Source organism: Sphingomonas sp. P4_G2 (assembly GCF_056401155.1).
Map to the genome: position 1 here is coordinate 926,024 of NZ_JBFUJY010000001.1, position 19,928 is coordinate 945,951.

General features: G+C 64.8%; 23 protein-coding genes. 16 read left to right on the forward strand and 7 right to left on the reverse strand.

The features are described 5' to 3' along the window. Positions 1 to 32: 32 nt before the first annotated feature. The 6 genes from AC1DRD_RS04290 (at position 33) to AC1DRD_RS04315 (ending at position 5,105) form a co-directional block, all read left to right on the forward strand. The gene (locus tag AC1DRD_RS04290) at positions 33 to 398 is read left to right on the forward strand and encodes a GIY-YIG nuclease family protein (RefSeq protein ID WP_478040434.1); all 366 of its coding nucleotides are present in this window, start codon (positions 33 to 35) and stop codon (positions 396 to 398) included. 31 nt (positions 399 to 429) lie between these two features. Beyond that, entirely contained in the window at positions 430 to 912 is a 483-nt protein-coding gene (locus tag AC1DRD_RS04295) for a hypothetical protein (protein WP_478040435.1), read from the forward strand. Continuing rightward, entirely contained in the window at positions 909 to 1,826 is a 918-nt protein-coding gene (locus AC1DRD_RS04300) for an EamA family transporter (RefSeq protein ID WP_478040436.1), read from the forward strand. The genes AC1DRD_RS04295 and AC1DRD_RS04300 overlap by 4 nt, the downstream gene beginning before the upstream one ends. A gap of 10 nt (positions 1,827 to 1,836) precedes the next feature. After that, positions 1,837 to 2,301, forward strand: coding sequence for an SAM-dependent methyltransferase (locus AC1DRD_RS04305; RefSeq protein WP_478040437.1), 465 nt, complete (start codon positions 1,837 to 1,839; stop codon positions 2,299 to 2,301). Continuing rightward, on the forward strand, positions 2,298 to 3,662 hold the full coding sequence (locus AC1DRD_RS04310; protein WP_478040438.1) for an MFS transporter: 1,365 nt from the start codon (positions 2,298 to 2,300) through the stop codon (positions 3,660 to 3,662). Before AC1DRD_RS04305 ends, AC1DRD_RS04310 begins: the two co-directional genes overlap by 4 nt. Positions 3,663 to 3,758: 96 nt before the next feature. After that, entirely contained in the window at positions 3,759 to 5,105 is a 1,347-nt protein-coding gene (locus AC1DRD_RS04315; protein ID WP_478029011.1) for a methyl-accepting chemotaxis protein, read from the forward strand. 7 nt (positions 5,106 to 5,112) lie between these two features. Here the strand turns inward: AC1DRD_RS04315 and AC1DRD_RS04320 are convergent, their stop codons facing one another. Continuing rightward, entirely contained in the window at positions 5,113 to 5,622 is a 510-nt protein-coding gene (locus AC1DRD_RS04320; protein ID WP_478028387.1) for a hypothetical protein, read from the reverse strand. Then, positions 5,619 to 5,861 carry a helix-turn-helix transcriptional regulator gene (locus AC1DRD_RS04325; RefSeq protein ID WP_478028389.1) on the reverse strand — a complete coding sequence of 81 codons (243 nt, stop codon included), beginning with the start codon at positions 5,859 to 5,861 and terminating at the stop codon, positions 5,619 to 5,621. Before AC1DRD_RS04325 ends, AC1DRD_RS04320 begins: the two co-directional genes overlap by 4 nt. Before the next feature lie 100 nt (positions 5,862 to 5,961). On the opposite strand from AC1DRD_RS04325, the gene AC1DRD_RS04330 reads away from it, so the two are divergent. After that, positions 5,962 to 7,119, forward strand: coding sequence for an MBL fold metallo-hydrolase (locus tag AC1DRD_RS04330; protein WP_478040439.1), 1,158 nt, complete (start codon positions 5,962 to 5,964; stop codon positions 7,117 to 7,119). A gap of 77 nt (positions 7,120 to 7,196) precedes the next feature. After that, positions 7,197 to 7,655: a hypothetical protein gene (locus tag AC1DRD_RS04335; RefSeq protein WP_478040440.1), complete on the forward strand. Its 459-nt coding sequence runs from the start codon at positions 7,197 to 7,199 to the stop codon at positions 7,653 to 7,655. Between the two features lie 68 nt (positions 7,656 to 7,723). Here the strand turns inward: AC1DRD_RS04335 and AC1DRD_RS04340 are convergent, their stop codons facing one another. Then, positions 7,724 to 8,266, reverse strand: a complete 543-nt coding sequence (locus AC1DRD_RS04340) for a DUF3617 domain-containing protein (RefSeq protein ID WP_478040441.1) — start codon at positions 8,264 to 8,266, stop codon at positions 7,724 to 7,726. An 83-nt stretch (positions 8,267 to 8,349) separates the two neighbouring features. On the opposite strand from AC1DRD_RS04340, the gene uvrB reads away from it, so the two are divergent. Then, on the forward strand, positions 8,350 to 10,545 hold the full coding sequence (uvrB, locus tag AC1DRD_RS04345) for an excinuclease ABC subunit UvrB (protein WP_478040442.1): 2,196 nt from the start codon (positions 8,350 to 8,352) through the stop codon (positions 10,543 to 10,545). Between the two features lie 341 nt (positions 10,546 to 10,886). Further along, a complete protein-coding gene (locus tag AC1DRD_RS04350; protein ID WP_478040443.1) occupies positions 10,887 to 11,612 on the forward strand; it encodes a hypothetical protein in 726 nt (241 codons plus the stop codon). Between the two features lies 1 nt (position 11,613). Here the strand turns inward: AC1DRD_RS04350 and AC1DRD_RS04355 are convergent, their stop codons facing one another. After that, positions 11,614 to 11,982: a PRC-barrel domain-containing protein gene (locus tag AC1DRD_RS04355; protein WP_478040444.1), complete on the reverse strand. Its 369-nt coding sequence runs from the start codon at positions 11,980 to 11,982 to the stop codon at positions 11,614 to 11,616. Positions 11,983 to 12,097: 115 nt separating this feature from the next. Between AC1DRD_RS04355 and AC1DRD_RS04360 the strand changes: the two genes are divergently transcribed. The 4 genes from AC1DRD_RS04360 (at position 12,098) to AC1DRD_RS04375 (ending at position 13,875) form a co-directional block, all read left to right on the forward strand. After that, positions 12,098 to 12,634, forward strand: a complete 537-nt coding sequence (locus AC1DRD_RS04360) for a hypothetical protein (RefSeq protein WP_478040445.1) — start codon at positions 12,098 to 12,100, stop codon at positions 12,632 to 12,634. Positions 12,635 to 12,734: 100 nt separating this feature from the next. Next, on the forward strand, positions 12,735 to 12,884 hold the full coding sequence (locus tag AC1DRD_RS04365; RefSeq protein ID WP_157082174.1) for a hypothetical protein: 150 nt from the start codon (positions 12,735 to 12,737) through the stop codon (positions 12,882 to 12,884). A gap of 3 nt (positions 12,885 to 12,887) precedes the next feature. Further along, positions 12,888 to 13,163 (forward strand): DUF3175 domain-containing protein, encoded by a 276-nt coding sequence (locus AC1DRD_RS04370; RefSeq protein WP_478040612.1) that lies wholly within the window; start codon positions 12,888 to 12,890, stop codon positions 13,161 to 13,163. A 376-nt stretch (positions 13,164 to 13,539) separates the two neighbouring features. Further along, complete coding sequence (locus AC1DRD_RS04375) at positions 13,540 to 13,875, forward strand: hypothetical protein (protein ID WP_478040446.1); 336 nt, start codon at positions 13,540 to 13,542, stop codon at positions 13,873 to 13,875. 34 nt (positions 13,876 to 13,909) lie between these two features. On the opposite strand, the gene AC1DRD_RS04380 is transcribed toward AC1DRD_RS04375, so the two are convergent. Then, positions 13,910 to 15,367: a flavin-containing monooxygenase gene (locus tag AC1DRD_RS04380; RefSeq protein WP_478040447.1), complete on the reverse strand. Its 1,458-nt coding sequence runs from the start codon at positions 15,365 to 15,367 to the stop codon at positions 13,910 to 13,912. 80 nt (positions 15,368 to 15,447) lie between these two features. On the opposite strand from AC1DRD_RS04380, the gene AC1DRD_RS04385 reads away from it, so the two are divergent. After that, on the forward strand, positions 15,448 to 17,031 hold the full coding sequence (locus AC1DRD_RS04385; RefSeq protein WP_478040448.1) for an amidase: 1,584 nt from the start codon (positions 15,448 to 15,450) through the stop codon (positions 17,029 to 17,031). Here AC1DRD_RS04385 and AC1DRD_RS04390 read toward each other — a convergent pair. Further along, entirely contained in the window at positions 17,028 to 17,486 is a 459-nt protein-coding gene (locus AC1DRD_RS04390; protein ID WP_478028408.1) for a DUF2721 domain-containing protein, read from the reverse strand. The two genes, AC1DRD_RS04385 and AC1DRD_RS04390, sit on opposite strands and share 4 nt — an antisense overlap. 134 nt (positions 17,487 to 17,620) lie before the next feature. Here AC1DRD_RS04390 and AC1DRD_RS04395 point away from each other — a divergent pair, with 134 nt between their 5' ends. Beyond that, entirely contained in the window at positions 17,621 to 18,748 is a 1,128-nt protein-coding gene (locus AC1DRD_RS04395; protein WP_478040449.1) for a GNAT family N-acetyltransferase, read from the forward strand. Here AC1DRD_RS04395 and AC1DRD_RS04400 read toward each other — a convergent pair. After that, positions 18,745 to 19,800 (reverse strand): ParB/RepB/Spo0J family partition protein, encoded by a 1,056-nt coding sequence (locus AC1DRD_RS04400; RefSeq protein ID WP_478040450.1) that lies wholly within the window; start codon positions 19,798 to 19,800, stop codon positions 18,745 to 18,747. The genes AC1DRD_RS04395 and AC1DRD_RS04400 overlap by 4 nt on opposite strands. Positions 19,801 to 19,928: the final 128 nt, after the last annotated feature.

Consider the following 19,928-nt stretch of genomic DNA (forward strand, 5'->3'; position numbering starts at 1 on the left):
GGCCCCGGCCTTCGCCGGGGCGACGAGGGACTATGCGAGGCGGCTACACCTATATCATGACGAACAGGCCGTTCGGCGTGTTGTATATCGGTGTGAAGTCGAGCCTAGCCCGAATCGAGGCCCATCGTCAGAAGCGCGGGTCAGCCTTCGCGGCGAAATGGGACTGCACGCGGTTGGTGCTGATCGAGGTACATGACTCGATCGACGATGCGATCCTTCGCGAGAAGCGCTTGAAGAACTGGAACCGCGTATGGAAATGCCGCCTGATTTCGGAGCAGAATCCTAATTGGGATGATCTTTGGGACCAGCTGAATGGTGGGGCGGAGCACGTGCCGGACAACGTGGCGGCCCCGGCCTCCGCCGGGGCGACGATTGCGGCGCAGGCGCACCCCGAATGAGCTTCCCGATCAGATCGGATCGTGCGCCTCAATGAGTAGGAAGATCATCCTCCATTCGCCGCTCAACCCAGTCACGCTAGCGACAAAGCTGCGCGACGTGCTGGGTGGCGAGAAGGCCAAGCCCAAAAAGGGCGTCACCGGACATGGCAGCGAGCAGGACATGATGCTGTTCGTCTATCGGCCCAATATCCAGACCAACATGAATGTCCGGCTGACCGCGACGATGCGACCCGACGGCAGCGGGACGCGGATCGAGGGAAAGATCGGACCGGCGAGCAACGTCACGGGTTTCATGATCTTCTGGTTCGGATTCTTGTCGATCTTCCTGATCGCCGCCGGTTTCGCGGCTTATAGCGGCGCGCCGTTCGAATTCTGGGGGATGTTCGGCGGCATGCCGCTGGCGATGATGGTGTTCGGCGCATTGCTGTTTCGGGTCGGTCGGGGCCCCAAGGGCAAGGACGAGAAGGCGATCCTCGATTTCCTTGCGCGCACCGTCCAGGCGCGCGAGGCGTGAGCTTCCCGATCTGGCTGCCCGCGACCTTGCTCGCGGGCGCACTCCAGGCATGGCGCACGGCGGTGCAGCGGCGCATGTCGCGGACCCTGTCGGTCAATGCGGCGGGGCTGGTCCGCTATCTCTATGGTCTGCCGGTCGCGGTGGCGATGATGCTGGCCTATCAGTTTGTGATCGCGCCTGCGGCGTTCCCGACCTTGGGGCACTGGTTCGTCCTGTTCTGCGCGGCTGGCGGCCTGGCGCAGATCGTAGCCACCAATCTGCTGCTGATGGCATTCGGCGAGCGCAATTTCGTTGTCGGCACCGCTTATTCGAAGACCGAGGCGGTCCAGAGCGCGATCCTGTCGGTGGTGCTGCTCGGTGATCATCTGAGCGTTCTCACCTGGCTGGGGATCGGGTTCGGTGTGGTCGGCGTGATGGTGCTGTCGACCGGCGGCAAAAGGATGGGGCCGGGCGAGCTGTTGCGCTCGCTCGGCCAGCCCGCGGCGCGTTACGGCATCACTTCCGGCTTCGTCTTCGCGCTGACGACGATCGCGATCCGCCGCGCGACGATGGAAGTCGCGACGCCCGATCACATCCGCGCCGCGTTGATTGTGCTGGCGGCGACGGTCTTGCTGCAGACGATCATGCAGGGAGGCTATCTGGTCTGGCGCGAACGCGATCAGGTGGCCAAGGTGTTCGCCGAATGGCGCACCGCCGGGCAAGTGGGGCTGATGTCGTCGGTCGCCTCGGCCTGCTGGTTCACCGGCTTCGCCTCGGCGCCGGTCGCATTGGTGCGGATCGTCGGGCAAGTCGAGGTCGCCTTCACTATGGCGTTCGCGCATTTCTATCTGGGCGAGAAGACCGCCAAGAGCGAAGTCGCGGGATTGCTGCTAGTGGCGATCGGCGTAGTGCTGGCGCTTGCCGGAGCGTGGTGAGGAGACAGGCATGGCGTTCGACATCGAAGCGATCGCTTATGTGCGCGGCGGCCGCGCCGAAGCGGTCGATGACGATTGGGACCGCGAGACCGCGGTGATCGAACTCGATCCGCGCTTCGGGTCGGAAGCGCTGGCTGGACTTGGCGACTTCAGCCATGCCGAGATCGCCTTCGTGTTCGATCGCGTGTTGCCAGACAAGATCGAGACCGGGGCGCGTCACCCGCGGAATCGCGCCGATTGGCCGCTGGTCGGCATCTTCGCGCAGCGCGGCAAGAACCGGCCCAACCGGATCGGCATCACCGTCTGTCGAATAGAGAAGATCGAGGGCAGGCGCCTGCACGTCCGTGGGCTCGACGCGATCGACGGCACGCCAGTGATCGACATCAAGCCGGTGTTGCGCGAGTTCCTGCCGCGCGGCGAGGTGCGCCAACCCGATTGGGCGAGCGAGCTGATGGCGGGATATTGGCGCGCATGACCGGCGCAGCGTCCAACCGCGCCGGCGCCGGTGCCTTGTGGGCGACGGTACTGGGATCGAGCGTCGCGATGATCGACGGATCGGTGGTCAATGTCGCCTTGCCGGCGATGGCGAAGGCGCTCGATGCGGATGCCGCGGGAATCCAGTGGATCGTCAATGGCTATATGCTGCCGCTGTCGGCGCTGGTCCTGATCGGCGGCGCGCTGGCCGACTCGCTCGGGCGCAAGGCGGTGTTCCTGGCCGGACTGTTGCTGTTCGCGCTCGCCTCGATCGGCTGCATGGCGGCGCCGACGCTTGGCTGGCTGATCGCCGCGCGCATCGCGCAGGGCGTCGGTGCGGCGCTGCTGACGCCGGCGAGCCTGGCGATCCTGGGCGCCGATTTCGATGGCGAGGCGCGTGCCAAGGCGATCGGGACCTGGGCCGCGGCGGGCGCGATCGGCGCGGCGATCGGGCCGATCGTCGGCGGCTGGCTGGTCGACGCCGCAGGATGGCGCTGGGTGTTCGGGCTGATCGTGCCGATCGCCGTTGCCGCCGCCATTCTTGCGGCGGTCGCGGTCGAGGGCGGGCATGATCCGGAAGCGGCGAAACCCGACTGGCCGGGCGGCGCGTTCGCGACGATCGGGCTCGGCCTGCTGGTCTGGGGGCTGACGATCGCTACATCGGGTGGCCAGGGTGCGGCATATTATATTGCGGGCGGGGTGGCCGCGTCGGCGGCATTCCTGTGGTGGGAAAGCCGGTGCGGCGAGCGGGCGATGGTGCCGCTCGGCCTGTTCGGAACGCGAAGCTTCAGTGCGATCACCGTGCTGACCTTCCTGCTCTATGCGGCGCTGAGCGGTGTGTTGTTGCTCCTGCCCTATCTCTTGATTTCGACCGGATGGCGGGCGACCGCGGCGGGTGCGGCGATCCTGCCCTTGCCGTTGATCATGGGCGCGGGATCGCGCGCGGCGGGCGCGCTGGCCGAGCGGATCGGCACGCGCTGGATGCTGGCGGCGGGGCCGTTGCTGGTCGCGGCCGGGTTCGCAGCGATGCGGATCATTCCCGGCGCGGCGATCGAGTTCGTCCCACATATCCTGCCGTCGATGCTGTTGATCGGCATCGGCATGACCGCCGCCGTCGCACCGCTGACCAACGCCGTGATGGCATCGGTTGATCGCCACCATGCCGGCGCTGCATCGGGAGTGAACAATGCGACCGCCAGGATCGGCGGCATGGTCGCGGTCGCGCTGATCGGGCTGGTGTTGACGGGCGGCGGCCGCGGCGTGTCGATCGACGCTTTTCATGCCGCTTTGTGGTTGGCCGCGGCGGTGGCGGCGATCGCCGGTGCGGCCGGCTGGTTTTCTGTCCCTACGAAACGAGCCTAAAGCTTCGTTAACCCTCGCCGTTTAGTTGCTGAAGGCAGCGGGATTCAGGGGGCGACGCGGTTGGACATCGCAGCAACGGTACGGAAGGCAGCCAAGATGTCGGGCGAGCTCGGCATCCGGACGCTCGACCTGCAAGCAGACATTACGGAACTGGCCGAGCGCGTGACCGCGCAGGCGACGACGATCGACACGATCGGCGGCGAAGCCGTGCGACTGGCCGATGACGGCACCGATGTCGCGCGTGCGGCGGAAGAAGCACGGCGCAGCACCGCGGCGGCGCGGTTGGTGATCGAGGATTCGACGCGCCAGCTGTCCGACGCCTCGATCAACGTCGTCGACCTGATCGACCAGGTCAGCCGCATCCATGCTAGCCTGGGCGCATTCAACGAGGCGCTCGCCTCGGTCAGCCACGTGACGCAAGTGATCAGCGGGATCGCCAGCCAGACCAATCTGCTCGCGCTCAACGCGACGATCGAAGCGGCGCGCGCCGGCGACGCCGGGCGCGGCTTCGCCGTGGTCGCCGGCGAGGTCAAGAAACTGGCGCAGGAAACCGCCGCGGCGACGCAGACGATTGAACGCTCGATCGGCGCGCTGGCGGGCGAGGCCGCAGGAATGCTCGACCGCGTCGCGCATGGCGTCGAGACCGCCAAGACCGCGCATCAGGGCAGCAAGGATATCGAGGAACTGGTCGATCGCCTCGGCGCGCTGATGCGCGACCTGTCGGGATCGAGCGAGCGCGTCAGCGACCGTATCGGATCGATGGTCGACTCGGTCGGCAATATCCGCACTGGGCTGGGCGCGCTGTCGACCACGTCGGGCGCCAATGCCGATGGACTGCAGCGTCTGTCGGAGCGCGTGACGACGGTCAGCGACGACACCAACACCCTGCTCCAACATTTCGCCGAGAGCGGTGTGGAGATGATCGATTCGCCGTACATCGCGTTCGGCCTGGATGCCGCGAAACAGGTGTCGGACGCGCTGACCCGTGCGGTCGCCGATGGCAGGATCTCGATCGCCGATCTGTTCCGCGACACTTATGAGCAAATCCCGGGCACCAATCCGCCGCTCTACACCCACCCGGTCCAGCCGTTCATCATCCCCGCGGCGCGGCCGCATCAGGAACAGGCGCGGAGCTATAAGGGCTTTTTCGGGATGAGCTTCACCGACCGTAACGGCTTCGGTGCGGTCGCGATGCCCGAGCGCTCACACGCGCAGCGCCCCGGCGACGATGGCTGGAACCTGGAACATGCGCGCTGCGGGATGATGTTCGAGTTCACCGAGACGCAGCAGCAGTGCAAGATCACCGACCCGTTCTGCCTCAAAGCCTATCGACGTCAGGTCGCCGATGGCAGCGTCGTGCTGCTCAAGCAGGTGATCGCCTCGATCGCGGTCGAAGGCCGCCATTGGGGCATCCTGCAATTCGCCTATGAGGACCAGGGCTGACTAGCCTCTAGTCCTCCAGGTCCTCGGCTGGCGGCCGTCGCCAGCTTGCATGAAGCGTCGGGATCGCATTCCACAGGATCAACAGATACATCGCGGCGAATCCGCCCAACGCGACCATTTCGGCCGGCGGGCGCTGCTGAACCCATGCCAGGATCGGCAGGCCGACCAGCCCGCACACGGCGAAAAACAGAATAACCGGCAGTGCGGTCAAATACGCCTTGGCACGGATCTCCGCGTCCAGTTCGTCGACGCGCTCGGTGAACGACATCCACGGCTTGATCGGGCCCATGAGCGGCAGCCAGCCAGACAGCACGAAGCCCGCCAATAATATTCCATCGCCGATCAATAGGATGCGGCCGCCGAACAGGGCGGTCGCCATCCCCGCCGTTCCGAGCGCGAGTGAGATGAGCGCCAATCCTCGCAACGGCCGCCGCCGCGGCGGTCCCTTTGCCAGAGCCGGAATGCCCGTGCGGTTGGCGATGTCGTCGAGGCGCTGGGTAAAGGGTTTGCTCGTCATGCGGTATCTCCCGCCCGGCGCAGGACTGCCGCCACGGGCTCGAAGGGGGTGAAGGAAAACAGATGCTCGATCGAGACGTCGAACTGGGCGGCGATCTTCATCGCGAGCTCGAGGCTGGGCTTGTAGTCGCCACGCTCGAGATAGCCGATCGTCTGCGGGTTTACGCCGACGGCTTCGGCTAGCGCCTTGCGCGAGATACCGTGTTCGGCCCGGAATAAGGCAATGCGGTTATAGAGCATAATTAGTGTGTTCTCGCGATTATATGTTGTGTTTACACAACGAAATGTCGAAGGAGTCAATAGGGCTTGTTCGGCGCGCCGCATAGGATAGAGGGCGCGGATGCGGTGGGTGAAACGTGTCGGTGCCGGGCTGCTTTGGCTGGTCGTGCTCTTGTGCCTGGCGATCACGATCGTCCCCGACTTCCTCGACGCGCGTTACTATCGCGGGCCGGCGAGCGATCATTTCGATGGCGAGCGTTTCATCAATCCCGACGGCGCAGATGATGCGCTGTCGCCGCCGGGCGGCACCGGCACGCTGCTGCGCTACGTGACCGCTCGCGACAATCGCCCCATCTGGCCGGATCGCGTCGCGGTGACGCCGGCCAAACCCCCGGCACGTGTCGATGGCGGTCGGATGCTCGCGACCTGGGTCGGACATGCGACGGTGCTGGTGCAGACACAGGGGCTCAACATCCTGACCGATCCGGTGTGGAGCAAGAGCGCGGGGCCGTTCGGGATCGGGCCGACCCGCGTCGCCGAGCCGGGCATCCGGTTCGCGGACCTGCCCAAGATCGACCTCGTGCTGGTCAGTCACGATCATTATGATCACATGGACCTGGCGACGCTCAAAAAGCTGTGGAACCGCGACCATCCGCTGATCGTCACCAGCCTGGGCAATGACAGTGTGATCGGCCAGGCCGGCGTGCCCGCGCGCGCGCTCGATTGGGGTGGCCAGATCGCGGTCCGGCCGGGCGTGAGCGTGGTCGTCAATCGCGGCCATCATTGGGACAGCCGCTGGTTCGCCGATCGCAATCGTGCGCTCTGGTCGGGGTTCGTTGTGCGACTGCCAGGCGGCAATCTGTTCTTCACCGGCGATACCGGCGCGGGCGATCTCAAATGGGCGGACCAGGCGGCGTCCTACGGTCCGATCCGGCTCGCGCTCATCCCGATCGGCGCGTTCCGCTTCACTGCCGGGCAGATGGCAGCAGGCAGCCATGTCGGCCCGGTCGACGCGGTTGAGGTCTATCGCCGGCTCGGCGCGGCGCAGGCGATCGCGATCCATTGGGGAACGTTCCGCCTGTCCTATGAAGGCTGGGACACGCCGCCGCGGCTGCTGGCGGCGGCGGAGGCGTGTACTAGACAACGCGGATTCTCCGCGGTGCGGATCGGCCGGACGATGGACGTGCCCGCCTTTGCGCCGCAGCCTGCGCGTCCGCCGGTCACGCGCGATAACCTGTTGCGCTGTCTCGACACTCCGGCAGTTGCGGCGCTGCGCTGATGTACCGCAATGGGTCGCGTGACCGCTTGGGGTCGGTCGCGCCCGATGCTATGAGGCGCTGGGGAGGGGGTGTCGCAATGACCCGAACAATGGCGCAACGACGCCGCTACGAAACGTCGCTCGATCGCGTCGGCCTGGCGATCGGCGCGGGTGGGCTGATGGGCGGCGCGATCGCCGTTCTGCTGATGCTGTTCGGCGGCACCTTCGCGATCGGCACGCTGGCTATCGCTTTGGTCATCGGATCGGTGCTGACCGCGCTCGCCGTCACTGCGCTTGCCGCCTTTCCCTGGATGCTGCTCCACGCCGCGGGTCGCCGCGGGCCGATCAGCGCAGCGCTGCTCGGCGCCGCGATCGGCTTCGTCGTGTTCCTGGGCGGGCAGACCTGGATTTACGGCCTAGTCGAAATGCCCGCGATGGACGCGCGTACCTTGCTGTTCCGCTGGGCAAGCGGCATCGCCACCGCTCTGATCATGGGCATGATGTCGGCCGGTATCGCGGTGGTGATGTGGCGTGTGGCGTATCGGCGGACGGATTAGCGTTTCTCCACCGGATGGCGGCCCGTGACGACGCAGAAAATCGCGCCGTCACGAGTAGTGCGATCAGATCAGCTGCATTCTCCTACACGACGGGAGACGGTGTGCGTCTTGGTCGTCGCATTGACTGGCCCGGCGCTGATCGTGCTTTCGGTATCATATGAGACTTCGGTCGGGCTGTACGATCCCGTCGTGTTCACTGTCATGGTACCGTTGGGCAGCTTGCACGACGCCTCTGACGCGATCTTGCCGCCGGTGAAGGTGCTGCTCTTGATCGTGCAGTCGACCTTTGCGTTCTTGAGCATCTCACCCGGACCCTTGGTCGCCATGTCGGGGGTGACGCACGCGGTGATCGTCTGTGGCGCAGGTTTAGGGGGTGTCATGCCAGCCGGCATTCCTGCGGGCAGGCCACTGGTCTTGGTTTCGAGCGTCGTGATCGTGGTCTCCCACTTGCCCGGCTGCATCTTCAACGAGGCTGCGGTCGGCAGCGCGTCGCCGGTCGTGGTGACGGTACCGGTCTCCGAATTGGTGGTGATCGTCGTCGAGCTGGTTTTCTCTCCGCAAGCGGCCAGCGCGAGCGCGGCGGTGGCGACGATCAGGGGGGTGGTGCGCATCTTTTCTCTCTCCATGGTGGATTTCGGCGCGACCGTTCCCGCTTTGTTGCGGGTGGGCGCTAAAGTCACCATATTCGCGAACTATGGCAATCCAGATTCGCACCAGCCTGGCTGAACCCGAAACCGGTCAGTCCTTTGTCCCCCACCGTCCAGAGCGACCGGAAAAGGTCGAGGGCGGCAAGGCGTTCAAGCTGGTCAGCGACTACGAACCGTCAGGCGACCAGCCGGGCGCGATCAAGGAATTGACCGAAGCGGCGCTGGCCGGCGAGCGCGATCAAGTGCTGCTGGGCGTGACGGGGTCGGGCAAGACTTTCACCATGGCCAAGGTGATCGAAACGCTGCAGCGGCCGGCGCTGGTCCTCGCGCCCAACAAGATCCTCGCCGCGCAGCTCTATGGCGAGTTCAAGAGCTTCTTCCCCGATAACGCGGTCGAATATTTCGTCAGCTATTACGATTATTACCAGCCCGAGGCCTATGTGCCCCGGTCGGACACGTACATCGAGAAGGAAAGCTCGGTGAACGAATCGATCGACCGCATGCGGCACTCGGCGACGCGGTCGTTGCTCGAGCGCGACGACGTGATCATCGTCGCCTCGGTCAGCTGCCTCTACGGTATCGGCTCGGTCGAAACCTATTCGGCGATGATCTTCGACCTCAAGAAAGGCCAGACGGTCGATCAGCGCGAGATCGTGCGCAAGCTGGTCGCGCTCCAGTACAAGCGCAACGACGCGGCGTTCCAGCGCGGCAATTTCCGGGTGAAGGGCGACACGCTGGAAATCTTCCCGTCGCATTATGAGGACACCGCCTGGCGCGTGTCGTTCTTCGGCGACGATATTGAAGACATTACCGAGTTCGACCCGCTGACAGGCAAGAAGGTGGCGAGCCTGAATTACGTCCGCGTGTTCGCCAATTCGCACTATGTGACGCCCGGGCCGACGCTGAAGCAGGCGATGGAAGCGATCAAGCACGAGCTGGCCGAGCGGCTCAAGGAATTGCAGATCGAAGGCAAGTTGCTCGAGGCGCAGCGGCTCGAACAGCGTACCAATTTCGACCTGGAAATGATTGCGGCAACGGGATCTTGTGCCGGAATCGAGAATTATTCGCGCTTCCTGACCGGGCGCCTGCCGGGCGAGCCGCCACCCACGCTGTTCGAATATCTACCCGAGAACGCACTGCTCTTCGTGGACGAGAGCCATCAGACGATCGGCCAGATCAACGGCATGGCGCGGGGCGACCATCGGCGGAAGATCACGCTTGCCGAATATGGCTTTCGTCTGCCGTCGTGCATCGACAACCGGCCGCTCAGGTTCAACGAATGGGACGCGATGCGCCCGCAGACCACTTATGTCTCGGCGACTCCCGGCGGCTGGGAGATGGAGCAGACCGGCGGCGTGTTCGCCGAACAGGTCATCCGCCCGACCGGCCTGATCGACCCGCCGGTCGAGATCCGCCCGGTCGAGGAGCAGGTCCAGGACGTCATCCAGGAGTGCAACAAGACCACGGCGATGGGCTATCGCACGCTGATCACCACGCTGACCAAGCGCATGGCCGAGGACCTGACCGAATATATGCACGAGGCGGGGGTCAAGGTCCGCTACATGCATTCGGACGTCGAGACGCTGGAGAGAATCGAGCTGATCCGCGATCTTAGGCTCGGCGTTTACGACGTGCTGATAGGCATCAACCTGCTTCGCGAAGGCCTCGATATTCCGGAGTGTGGCTTGGTCGCGATCCTCGACGCCGACAAGGAAGGTTTCCTGCGCTCGGAAACCTCACTGATCCAGACGATCGGCCGCGCCGCGCGCAATGTCGAGGGGCGGGTGATCCTCTATGCCGATCGCATGACCGGCAGCATGGAACGCGCGCTCAACGAGACCAATCGCCGCCGCGAGAAGCAGGAAGCGTATAATCTCGAACACGGCATCACGCCGACCACGATCAAGCGCAATATCGGCGACATCATCGCGCACGTCGCGTCGAAGGATCAGGTCACCGTCCCGATCGACGACGACCGCCCGCACATGGTCGGGCACAATCTGCGCGCCTATATCGAGGAGCTCGAGAAGAAGATGCGCAAAGCCGCGTCGGACCTCGAATTCGAGGAAGCCGGGCGCCTGCGCGACGAAATCCGCGCGCTAGAGGCGGAGGAGCTCGGCCTGCCCGTGGACGACCGCGTATTGCCGCCGGTGATGGGCCGCTCGAACGAGGGCAAGCCGGGCACGCGCAAGACGCGCTACGGGAAAGTGCAGAAGAAATTCGGGAGCGGGAGTCGGCGGTAGAGCTGGGCGCCGAAGACCGCGTAATAGGGTCATGCCCTTCTTCCAACCGTCACCCCGGCCTTGTGCCGGGGTCTACCGTGCAGCCGTTCCGATCCTCACGATTCCTACTGAAGGCTCGCCTTCTGGGTCGGAGGTCCGGTGGATGCCGGCGCAAGGCCGGCATTGTCGGAGCGGCGTGATTACCCCGTTCGGCTCTACCACGCGGGCAATGCGGCTGACCTGGCCCGGCTGAATTCCGCTTGCAGACGCCAAATTCGCGTTGAACAGCGCCCGACGTCGTTTCTATCCTATCGTTCTCCCGCTCCAGCGGCTGACTTTCCCGGCAATAAAGGGAGATCGGCATGGCGACGGTCGCGGGGCGTGTTAACGAGCGGTTGAGCAGGGAGCGCCGCTTCTTTCTCGGCATGGCGGGGGCGATGATCGTCCTGACCTTCGCGGGCTTTGCGCCATCTTATTATCTCTCCGGCGTATTTGGCGGTCCGCGGCTGTCACTGCTTGTTCATGTCCATGGCGTGGTCTTCACCCTCTGGATGCTGCTCTATCTGGTTCAGACCGGTCTGATCTCCGCCGGGCGCGCCGACGTGCATCGTATCGTCGGGCCGGTGGCGGTGCTGGTCGCGGTGGCGATGGTGCCGCTGGGGATCGCGACGGCGATCATCACCAAACAGGTCACCGCTGCCGCGCATTTGCCGCCATCGGGCCCACCCTTGGTCTTCCCGCTCGGCGCGGTCCTGACCTTCGCGGTGCTGACCGGCTGGGCCGTGGCGATGCGCAAGCGCGCGGCCTGGCACAAGCGGCTGATGCTGCTCGGCACGCTCGCGCTGCTGACGACACCGTTGGCGCGGGTCACGCGGATGTCGCATTTGCCGCTCACCCCGCCCTTAGGCGGGATGGTGCTGACCGACTTCCTATTGTTGGTGCTGGTCGCCTACGATCTGCGCACGACGGGCAAGCTGCACGCGGCGACCAAATGGGGCGGCGCATTCTTCCTGCTCACCCAGGTCATCCGCATCGTGCTCAACATGATACCCGCCTGGCAGGTCTTTGCGAAAAGCCTGACCGGTTGAGCTACCCGACCGTCAGGTCCTGCTTCTCGGCCCCGTAATAGCTCGCCAGTCGATCGGCATAAGCCTGGTCGAAATCGGGTGCTGCGCCCGACCAATTGGGGCCGCCCTCCAGGGTCTTAGGTTCGACGCTGGCGACATAGGCATCGGCGGCGAGGTCATAGGCGAGCAGCTGGATCGGCACCGCGTAGAAATGTTTGCCGATGCCCAGGAAACCGCCCAGGCTCAGCACCGCGTACATCGCGCGGCCCGATCTTTTGTGCACCATGAACGCGTGGAGCGTACCGATCGTCTTGCCGCCGTCCCGGCCCCGGACCTTCATTGTCGTGTCCAGGGTCGCCGCCACCAGCGGTTGGATGCTCGTTTCGGCCACTTTTACCCTTTCGCGGATGAATGCGAAACGATCGTAGCGCGACGTACGTCGCCGATCCACGCCCGAATGGCGCTTTGGGGTTGAGGCCGGCGTCGCGCACGGCCATGGTCGGCCGATGCGCTACAAGTTCGTCGTCGTCGCAACGTCTGCCGCTCTCTTGCTCGCCGGCTGCGTCCCGCCACCCGCGCCGCCGCCGGTCGCGCGGCCCGCACCGCCGCCCGTGGCGCAGCCGAGCCCGCCCCCGGTCGTCACGCCGCCGCTCGCGTCCGACTGGAACCAATGGCCGTTCACGCCGGGCGACTGGGCATATCGCAAGGATGGCGTGGGTTCGATCGCCTTGTTCGGCCCGGTCGGCGCCGATGCGCTTCTCACCCTGCGCTGTGATCGTACGCGCGGGGCGATGTATCTGTCGGTCCAGGGGACCGGCGATGCCGCGACGATCCGTACGACGACGCTGACGCGCTCGATCTCGCTGCGCGCGACCGGCGGCGATGCTGGTTATGTCGCCAGCCAGTTCGCACCGAGCGATGCCATGCTCGACGCGATGGTCTTCAGCCGCGGGCGGTTCGTCGTCGATCGCGCCGGCGCCGCGCCTTTGGTCGTGCCGCCTTATGCCGAACTCGGCCGCGTGATCGAGGATTGCCGGGGATAAGTTCGTCGCCTCGCACGTTGTGCCCTTGTTGTCGCATCGCTGGTGCGGAAAACCGGTTCCCACTTTTCCGCGCGATGCTCCGATCGCGAGGAGATGACACATGATCCGCAAGCTCAAATCGGGCGAATACCGGCTCTATTCGCGCAAGGTCGACCCCAAGACGCACAAGCGCCGCAACCTCGGCACATTCGACACGCGTGAGGGCGCCGAGAAGCACGAGCGCGAAGTGCAATATTTCAAGCGGCATTGAGTGATGACGGCCGCAAAGAAATGGTCGCAGGACGTCACCGAGCATTCGGATGCGCTCGATCTCGAGAAGGACGTTTTCACACGCGACGATCCGAAATCGATCGCCTTGTCGCTCAAGCGCTCCGCCGAGCTCAGTCGTCGCCGCAAGGGGGCGCCGTTCCAATCGGCGATGTCGATGTTGACTTTCTATATCAACCGCGCGGGCAAGGACCTGCCGGCGAAGCAGAAAAAGGTGCTGGAAAAGGCAAAAGAAGAGCTCCGCGCCGCGTTCGGGCGCTGACAAGCAACAGGCGGGAGAGAATCGTCGATTTTCTCGAACATTACAAGACTTGAATTACGAGTCCGTACGATTCACATTGAGGTCGTGGCCAGTGTTGGTCACGGTGTTTCAACAAGCGAAAGGAGGTGATCCGATGTCTCATGGTTCAGCAATGGGGTCGGTTCAGTTCGTTCGGGGGACGCGCCGCTAAGTCCGCCGATCCTTTGCGGGGGGTATCCTCCCTCAATCAACGCTTAGGGTCACAGGAATAGCGGTCCGCATGGTCCTCCGGGCTGGAGCTTCCGGCCGCTGACCATGTTAGGAGGTTGCCGGGGATGGGAATCCCCGGCAGCCTCTTTTCATTTATAGCCTATCGAACGCTAAAAACGGGGACGTCATGACCGCGGATGTGAAATATCGCCTGGGCGGGCTGCTTTGCCTGATCGCCTTTGTCGGTTTCGGCTGGTGGGGTATCTGGCAGCCGTTACAGGCAGCGCAGGCGCATGCCGCCGAAGTCCGTTATTCGCTCAAGATCTTCGTGCTCGTCCCCGCCTTGCTGGTATTCGGCTTGTTCTTCCTGATCGGCGGCGCGCGCTGGAGCTATCGCGACGCCGCGAACCGAAAACTGACCACGATCGGCTGGGGCCTGATGGTTGCGGTAGTCGTGATTTCCGGGCTGAGCTTCTGGTGGCTGCAGCGCACCTTCGACGCGCTGGGCTACACGTCAGGCTGAAGCCCTGCGCCGGCCGCTTGAGCCGGCCCGACGGTCAGGCGATCTCGTACGCTTCGGTATCGAAACGCTTCATCATCCGCGCGAATTCGGCGGTGTTGCCGGCCCAGTTGTTGGGCATCACGCCGTCATCGGTCTTGTACCAGCTGCCGCACCCGGCTGCCCAGGATGTGGTGGCCAGCCGCGCCTGCAACGTCAGGTTATAGGCGTGGTGCGCATCGGGCGTGACCGCGATCCGGCGTGCATCGCCGCGCGCCAGCTTGAGGATAGCCGGCAGCGCATATTCCATCTGGCGTTCGACCATGAAGATGATCGAATTGTGCCCGAGATTGGTGTTGGGGCCATAGAGCAGGAACAGGTTGGGGAAGCCGGCGACGGTGGTGCCGCGATAGGCGCTGGCGCCGTTCGCCCAGGCCTGTGCCAGACTCCCGTCCGGCCCGTTGATCGCGATCGGCGCGACGAAGCCGTGCGTTTCGAACCCGGTTGCCCAGACGATCGTATCGAGCTCGATCAGTGTGCCGTCGGTAAGCCGCACGCCGGCCGGTTCGATCCGGTCGATCGCGCGCGTTTCGAGCGTGACATTGTCGCGCACGAGCGCCGGATAATAATCGTCGGACACGAGCGTGCGCTTACAGCCGATCGGGAAATCGGGAGTCAGCGCCTGGCGCAAATCGCGGTCGGCAATGGTAGCGGCGAGATAGTCTAGCGCCATCTTCTCCATCTCGCGCGCCTTGGCGCCGCCCGGCTCGGCGATCGCCGGGTGAGTCGCCTCCAGCCGTCGCCAGATCAGCGCGCGAAACGCCTTTCTCAGCAACGGGACGCTCGCGAAGAGCCGCTTCACCATTGGTGCGATCGGCGCGTCCATGCGGGGAATGACCCAATGCGGCGATCGTTGGAACACGGTGAGATGCGCGGCTTCCTCCGCGATTTCGGGTACGATCTGGATCGCGCTGGCGCCGGTGCCGATCACCCCGACACGCTTGCCGGCGATCGGTGCATCGGCGTGCCAGCGTGCGGTGTGGATCTGCGCGCCGGCAAAGCTCTCGCGACCCGGCAGATCGGGGGTACGTGGGCGGTTGAGTTGGCCGGTTGCGACGATCAGCACCGGGGCACGCCAGCGATTGCCGTCGATCGACGTTACCGTCCATCGCGTGCTCGCCTCATCCCAATCGGCGCTCGCGACCTCGACGCCCAGGCAAAGATGCGGCCGCAGCTGGAAACGATTCGCCTGGTCACGGAAATAGTCGAGAATCTCCGGCTGGCGCGCGAACAGCTGCGACCAATGCGGATTGCCCGCAAAACTGTAGCTGTAGAGGTGGCTCGGCACGTCGCAGCCGGAGCCCGGATAGCAATTGTCGAGCCAGGTTCCGCCGACCTCCAGGCTCTTTTCGAGGACGGCGAAATCGACCCCGGCCTGCTTCATCCGGATCGCCGCCAGCAGCCCCGACATGCCGGCACCGATGATGATCGCCTGGGTTTCGAGCGGGGCAGTCATGACGATAGCATAACCTGCGCATCCCGCTTGTCGAAGGGGAGGAGTTGGACGATGAAGGCGCGCCATAAAAGGGGACTGCCATGCGTCGCTTCGCCGCTCTGATCCTGCTCGCCACACCGTTGCCCGCGATCGCGCAGGATGTGCCGGCGCAACATGCCGTTACCGAGGTCTCGATCGATCAATTGCGATCGCGCATGGATAAGGGACAGGACACCAGCGCCGACATCACGCGCGCCTATCTCGATCGTATCGGGGCGATGGACCGCAAAGGTCCGGCGTTGCGCGCGATCATCGCGATCAATCCCGATGCGCTTGCACAAGCCAAGGCGAGCGACGCGCGGCGCAAGGCGAAGAAGCTGCTTGGCCCGCTCGACGGCATCCCGATCCTGATCAAGGACAATATCGAAACCAAGGATCCCGTTCCGACCACCGCTGGCAGCCTGGCGCTCAAGGACAATCTGACCCATCGTGACGCACCGGTCATCGCGCTGCTGCGGGCGCAGGGCGCGGTTATCCTGGGCAAGACCAATCTCAGCGAATGGGCCAATATCCGCTCGACCAAGGCGATGAGCGGGTGGAGCGGGATCGGCGGACTGGTGCGCAATCCCTATGGTCTCGATCGCACCGCCTGCGGTTCGTCGAGTGGGACGGGTGCGGCCGTGGCAGCGAGTTTCGCCGCGGCGGGGCTGGGGACGGAGACCGACGGATCAGTGGTCTGCCCCTCATCGATCAACGGACTGGTCGGGCTGAAGCCGACGCTCGGGCTGGTCAGCCGCACTTATGTCGTGCCGATTAGCCATAGCCAGGACACGCCGGGGCCGATGGCGCGCAGTGTCAGCGACGTCGCGATCTTGTTCTCGGCGATGATCGGCAGCGACCCGGCCGATCCGGCGACCAAGGATGCGGGAAAATACCGCAAGGACTTCACCGCCGGACTGGCCGCCGCATCACTCAAGGGAGCGCGGATCGCGGTCTACCGCCCCGACATGTCGCCGCTGGTTGCTGCGCGCTTCGATCAGGCGTTGGCGGTGCTCAAGGCGCAGGGCGCGGTGCTGGTCGATGTCCAGCGGCCCAAGACCGACGGCATGGCCGACGCCGAGTTCGACGTGTTCAAGTTCGAGCTGAAGACCGACCTCGACAAATATCTCGCCTCGACGCCGCCCAGCGTGAAGACGCGGACGATCGACGACGTGATCGCGTTCGACACCGCTAATGCCGATGCCGAAATGCCCTATTTCGCGCAGGAGATTTTCGAGATGGCGGCGAAGTCCAAGGGGACGGGCGAGCCGACCTATCAGGCGCAGCGCGACAAATCGTTCGGCCTCGCCAAAGCGGCGATCGACGGCATGCTCAAACAGGCGGATGCGACGATCCTGGTGCAGCCGACTTATGGGCCGGCCTGGTTGAGCGATCCGATTTATGGCGACCAGTATAACGGGCCGAGCTCGTCCGAACTGCCGGCGATTTCGGGCTATCCCAATCTGACCGTACCGATGGGGCTGGTGCGTGGCTTGCCGACCGGATTGTCGTTCATCGGCCCGGCCTATAGCGACGGCAAGCTGCTCGAAGCCGGTTATGTCTATGAGCAGGCGTCGAAGGCGCGGGTCGCGCCGTCCTATGCGCCGACGGCTGATGCGGGAGCCGGGGTGGAGGGTAAGCGCTAGCCCTGCCGCTCTTCGAGCAACTCCTCACGCACCTTGACCGCCAGCAGCGAGGTGCGGACCTCGACGATGAAGCTGACGAGCGCCGCGATCAATAGCAGCATCGCAAGCGTGAAGGTGAGGGCGACGATCGTCGCGATGCGCAGCCCGATCAGTTCGGCGACGAACAATTGCGCGACGACCAGGCACGTCATCACCGCACTCGACACCGCCAGGAACAGCCCGAAATTGATCACCCTGATGCGCCGGTCGAGGATGCGCAGTTCCGAGACGTAGCGGTCGCGATCCGGGCCGCTCGATAACGGATGGAGCTTCTCCAGGTCGCGCACGCGGTCGACCACGCGCGCCATCCGGCCGACCAGCACGTTGAGCAAGGCGCCGATACCGGTCAGCATGAACACCGGCGACAGCGACAGCTGGATGGTCTGGGCGATCGTCGAGACGGTATTGGGCTGCATCGCGGGGCATCATGACGGGCTGACGGCGATTAGGGAAGCGATAGGAGTGTGCGATCGCTTGCACCGAGGGTCGCGAGCCATGTCTTTTTCGCCAAAAACGGCTTGGTAACGGCTGACCGGTATAGCCGGCCGCCATGACCAAGCCGATGTTGCTCAGCGAATTCACCCGCCTGCCCCCCGCGATGCGCGCCACTGCGTTCGACGGACTGTCGGCGTTGATCGATGCGGTCGCGGAGCAAGCGGACGAGGGATACCGATTCCTCCGTTACCAATGGTTCGCCGCAGCGATTGCCGCTTATGGCGGTCGCGCGCGGACCTTGATCGTCGAACGCGACGGCTATCCGGTCATTGCGCTGCCGCTGGCCGGATTCGGACCCGAGGCCGCGAGGCTAGCCGCGATCCCCGGCTGCTATTGGCCGTTTCGCGGCTTCCCCGCTTGCGCCGACGCATCGGACGGCGCGTTCGATGTGCTGGTCGATCGACTGGGGCAAGAGGTCAACGGCCTGCGCATCGGGCCCTCCTATGATGGCGACCCTGCGGTTAGCGGGCTGATCGCGGCTGCGAGGCGACGGCGCTGGGTCGTGCTCGACCGCTTCGTGGCCGATTCCTATCTGCTCGACATGGCCGCTGCGCAACGCCAGGGGGCGTGGCCGCGCGCATCGACGCTCAAGAAGAACCGCTTCCATGAAAAGCATCTGGCGGATCATGGCGCGCTCGACTGGCGTTTCCTGAGCGGCGGAGATCTCGCAGGAGGCGGATTCGATCAGCTTGCCACGGTCGAACAGAAGAGCTGGATCGCCGCGCGTACCGATGGCAGCGACGCCAAATTCACCAAGCGTGGCCATGGCGCGTTCTGGCGCCAGGCCGCCGCCGATCCGGTGATCGCCGAGATGATGTCGGCGGCGCTGTTGACGGTCGATGGGGTTCCGGCCGCCTTTTCGTTCGACCTCAATCTGGGCACGCTCAAATACGCCATCGCCAACAGCTATGATCCTGCCTTTGCCAAACATTCGCCGGGCAGGCTCCTCTATTATCGCAATCTCGTCCGGGCGCTGCAGCAGGGTATGACCAAGGTCGATTGGGGCGCGGGCGACAGCGGTTACAAGAGCACGATCGGCGCCGAACCGGGGCCGGTGATCCGCGACTGGCTGTTGCTCCGGCCCGGTGGGCCATCAATGCTCGGCCGCGTGCTTCAGGGGATGTGGCGGCGGAGCGGACAGTCGCCGGATCAGTCGTCCAGGCCGACTGGCATCAACGACTAATCGCTCTCGTCCCGTGACGACAGGCCGAGCGAGAAACCCTTCGCCTCGGCGGCATCGAGCGCAGCGCGCACCGCTTCGGTGATCGCCTTGCGCGTGACGCCGGAGCCGGCATGCAGCTTCAGGGTCAAGGTGTTCTTGTTGGCGTTCGCGCTCATCGCCAGCCGGCCGGTGGGGCCGCGCAGTTCGGCGGATTGCTCGGGCGGCGGGCTCGACGCGTCGTTGAGCTGCCGCAGCACTTCCGCTGCGGGGTAGGGCGCCAGACCGTCCGTACGGCGGGCCATTTGCGCGCGGGCGATCTGGATCGCGGTCGCCATGATCACCGGCCCGGCCGGCCCGTCGAGCTTCTGCGCTAGCGTATAGGCCGGCTTGAGATGGAGATCGCTCGGGGACCCGAACGCCGCGAGCAACTGATCGGGCAGCGCCGATACCCGGATCATCTTGGATAGCCAGGATTTGGACAGCGCCAGCCGCTCGGCCATCCGGGTCAGATGGCCGTCATAATGATCGTGCAGCGCGGCCGCATAATTGCGCGCGCGTTCGATGTCGGACACGTCCTTGCGCGCACGATTTTCCAGATCGGCGAGGCGGAAGGCGGCCTCGTCGTCGAGGATTTCGACCTGGATCAGGAAGCGCAGCGACGGCATGCTGGTCGCACGCAGATACGACACCGCGAAATGGCGCCGCGTGCCGGCGATCACTTCATATTCGTAGAGAGCGTCGTCGAAGACAGGCCGCACGACTGCGGCAACCTTCTGGATCCCTTCGGTCGCGATCGACTGGATCAGGTCGCGGCAATTGTCGGGATTGAGGTCGTCATAGATGCGCGCATTGCCCGGCCAGATACGCACGCGTGCCGGGTCGACCAGGAATTGCATTGCTTCATACGCCCATTCGTCGCGGCGGGGGGGGGCGACTGGCGGTGGTGCTTCTGCCGACTGGGAGGGCATCGGTTCAGCGGGCGGTGCCGGGGAAACGGCCGCCGTCCCCTCCGCCTCAGCGCGGGCGCGGTTGAACAGGCTGGCAAAGCTGGGCTTGTCGCGACGCTCGGTCATTGCGCGCTACGATAGTCCGGGTTTGACGCCGCCGCCAGCGTTCCGGTCGGCCGGCGATCGTCAGACCCGTAAATAGCGGAAATACCAGAGTTTAGAATATGCCACTCTGAGGTTTGGATTAATCTTTT

Bases quoted from the DNA above. Each gene is read 5' to 3' on its own strand.
- AC1DRD_RS04290 (WP_478040434.1), top strand. From the start codon at position 33: ATGCGAGGCGGCTACACCTATATCATGACGAACAGGCCGTTCGGCGTG.
- AC1DRD_RS04295 (WP_478040435.1), top strand. From the start codon at position 430: ATGAGTAGGAAGATCATCCTCCATTCGCCGCTCAACCCAGTCACGCTA.
- AC1DRD_RS04305 (WP_478040437.1), top strand. From the start codon at position 1,837: ATGGCGTTCGACATCGAAGCGATCGCTTATGTGCGCGGCGGCCGCGCC.
- AC1DRD_RS04310 (WP_478040438.1), top strand. From the start codon at position 2,298: ATGACCGGCGCAGCGTCCAACCGCGCCGGCGCCGGTGCCTTGTGGGCG.
- AC1DRD_RS04315 (WP_478029011.1), top strand. From the start codon at position 3,759: ATGTCGGGCGAGCTCGGCATCCGGACGCTCGACCTGCAAGCAGACATT.
- AC1DRD_RS04320 (WP_478028387.1), bottom strand. From the start codon at position 5,622: ATGACGAGCAAACCCTTTACCCAGCGCCTCGACGACATCGCCAACCGC.
- AC1DRD_RS04325 (WP_478028389.1), bottom strand. From the start codon at position 5,861: ATGCTCTATAACCGCATTGCCTTATTCCGGGCCGAACACGGTATCTCG.
- AC1DRD_RS04330 (WP_478040439.1), top strand. From the start codon at position 5,962: ATGCGGTGGGTGAAACGTGTCGGTGCCGGGCTGCTTTGGCTGGTCGTG.
- AC1DRD_RS04335 (WP_478040440.1), top strand. From the start codon at position 7,197: ATGACCCGAACAATGGCGCAACGACGCCGCTACGAAACGTCGCTCGAT.
- AC1DRD_RS04340 (WP_478040441.1), bottom strand. From the start codon at position 8,266: ATGCGCACCACCCCCCTGATCGTCGCCACCGCCGCGCTCGCGCTGGCC.
- uvrB (WP_478040442.1), top strand. From the start codon at position 8,350: ATGGCAATCCAGATTCGCACCAGCCTGGCTGAACCCGAAACCGGTCAG.
- AC1DRD_RS04350 (WP_478040443.1), top strand. From the start codon at position 10,887: ATGGCGACGGTCGCGGGGCGTGTTAACGAGCGGTTGAGCAGGGAGCGC.
- AC1DRD_RS04360 (WP_478040445.1), top strand. From the start codon at position 12,098: ATGCGCTACAAGTTCGTCGTCGTCGCAACGTCTGCCGCTCTCTTGCTC.
- AC1DRD_RS04365 (WP_157082174.1), top strand. From the start codon at position 12,735: ATGATCCGCAAGCTCAAATCGGGCGAATACCGGCTCTATTCGCGCAAG.
- AC1DRD_RS04370 (WP_478040612.1), top strand. From the start codon at position 12,888: ATGACGGCCGCAAAGAAATGGTCGCAGGACGTCACCGAGCATTCGGAT.
- AC1DRD_RS04375 (WP_478040446.1), top strand. From the start codon at position 13,540: ATGACCGCGGATGTGAAATATCGCCTGGGCGGGCTGCTTTGCCTGATC.
- AC1DRD_RS04380 (WP_478040447.1), bottom strand. From the start codon at position 15,367: ATGACTGCCCCGCTCGAAACCCAGGCGATCATCATCGGTGCCGGCATG.
- AC1DRD_RS04385 (WP_478040448.1), top strand. From the start codon at position 15,448: ATGCGTCGCTTCGCCGCTCTGATCCTGCTCGCCACACCGTTGCCCGCG.
- AC1DRD_RS04390 (WP_478028408.1), bottom strand. From the start codon at position 17,486: ATGCAGCCCAATACCGTCTCGACGATCGCCCAGACCATCCAGCTGTCG.
- AC1DRD_RS04395 (WP_478040449.1), top strand. From the start codon at position 17,621: ATGACCAAGCCGATGTTGCTCAGCGAATTCACCCGCCTGCCCCCCGCG.
- AC1DRD_RS04400 (WP_478040450.1), bottom strand. From the start codon at position 19,800: ATGACCGAGCGTCGCGACAAGCCCAGCTTTGCCAGCCTGTTCAACCGC.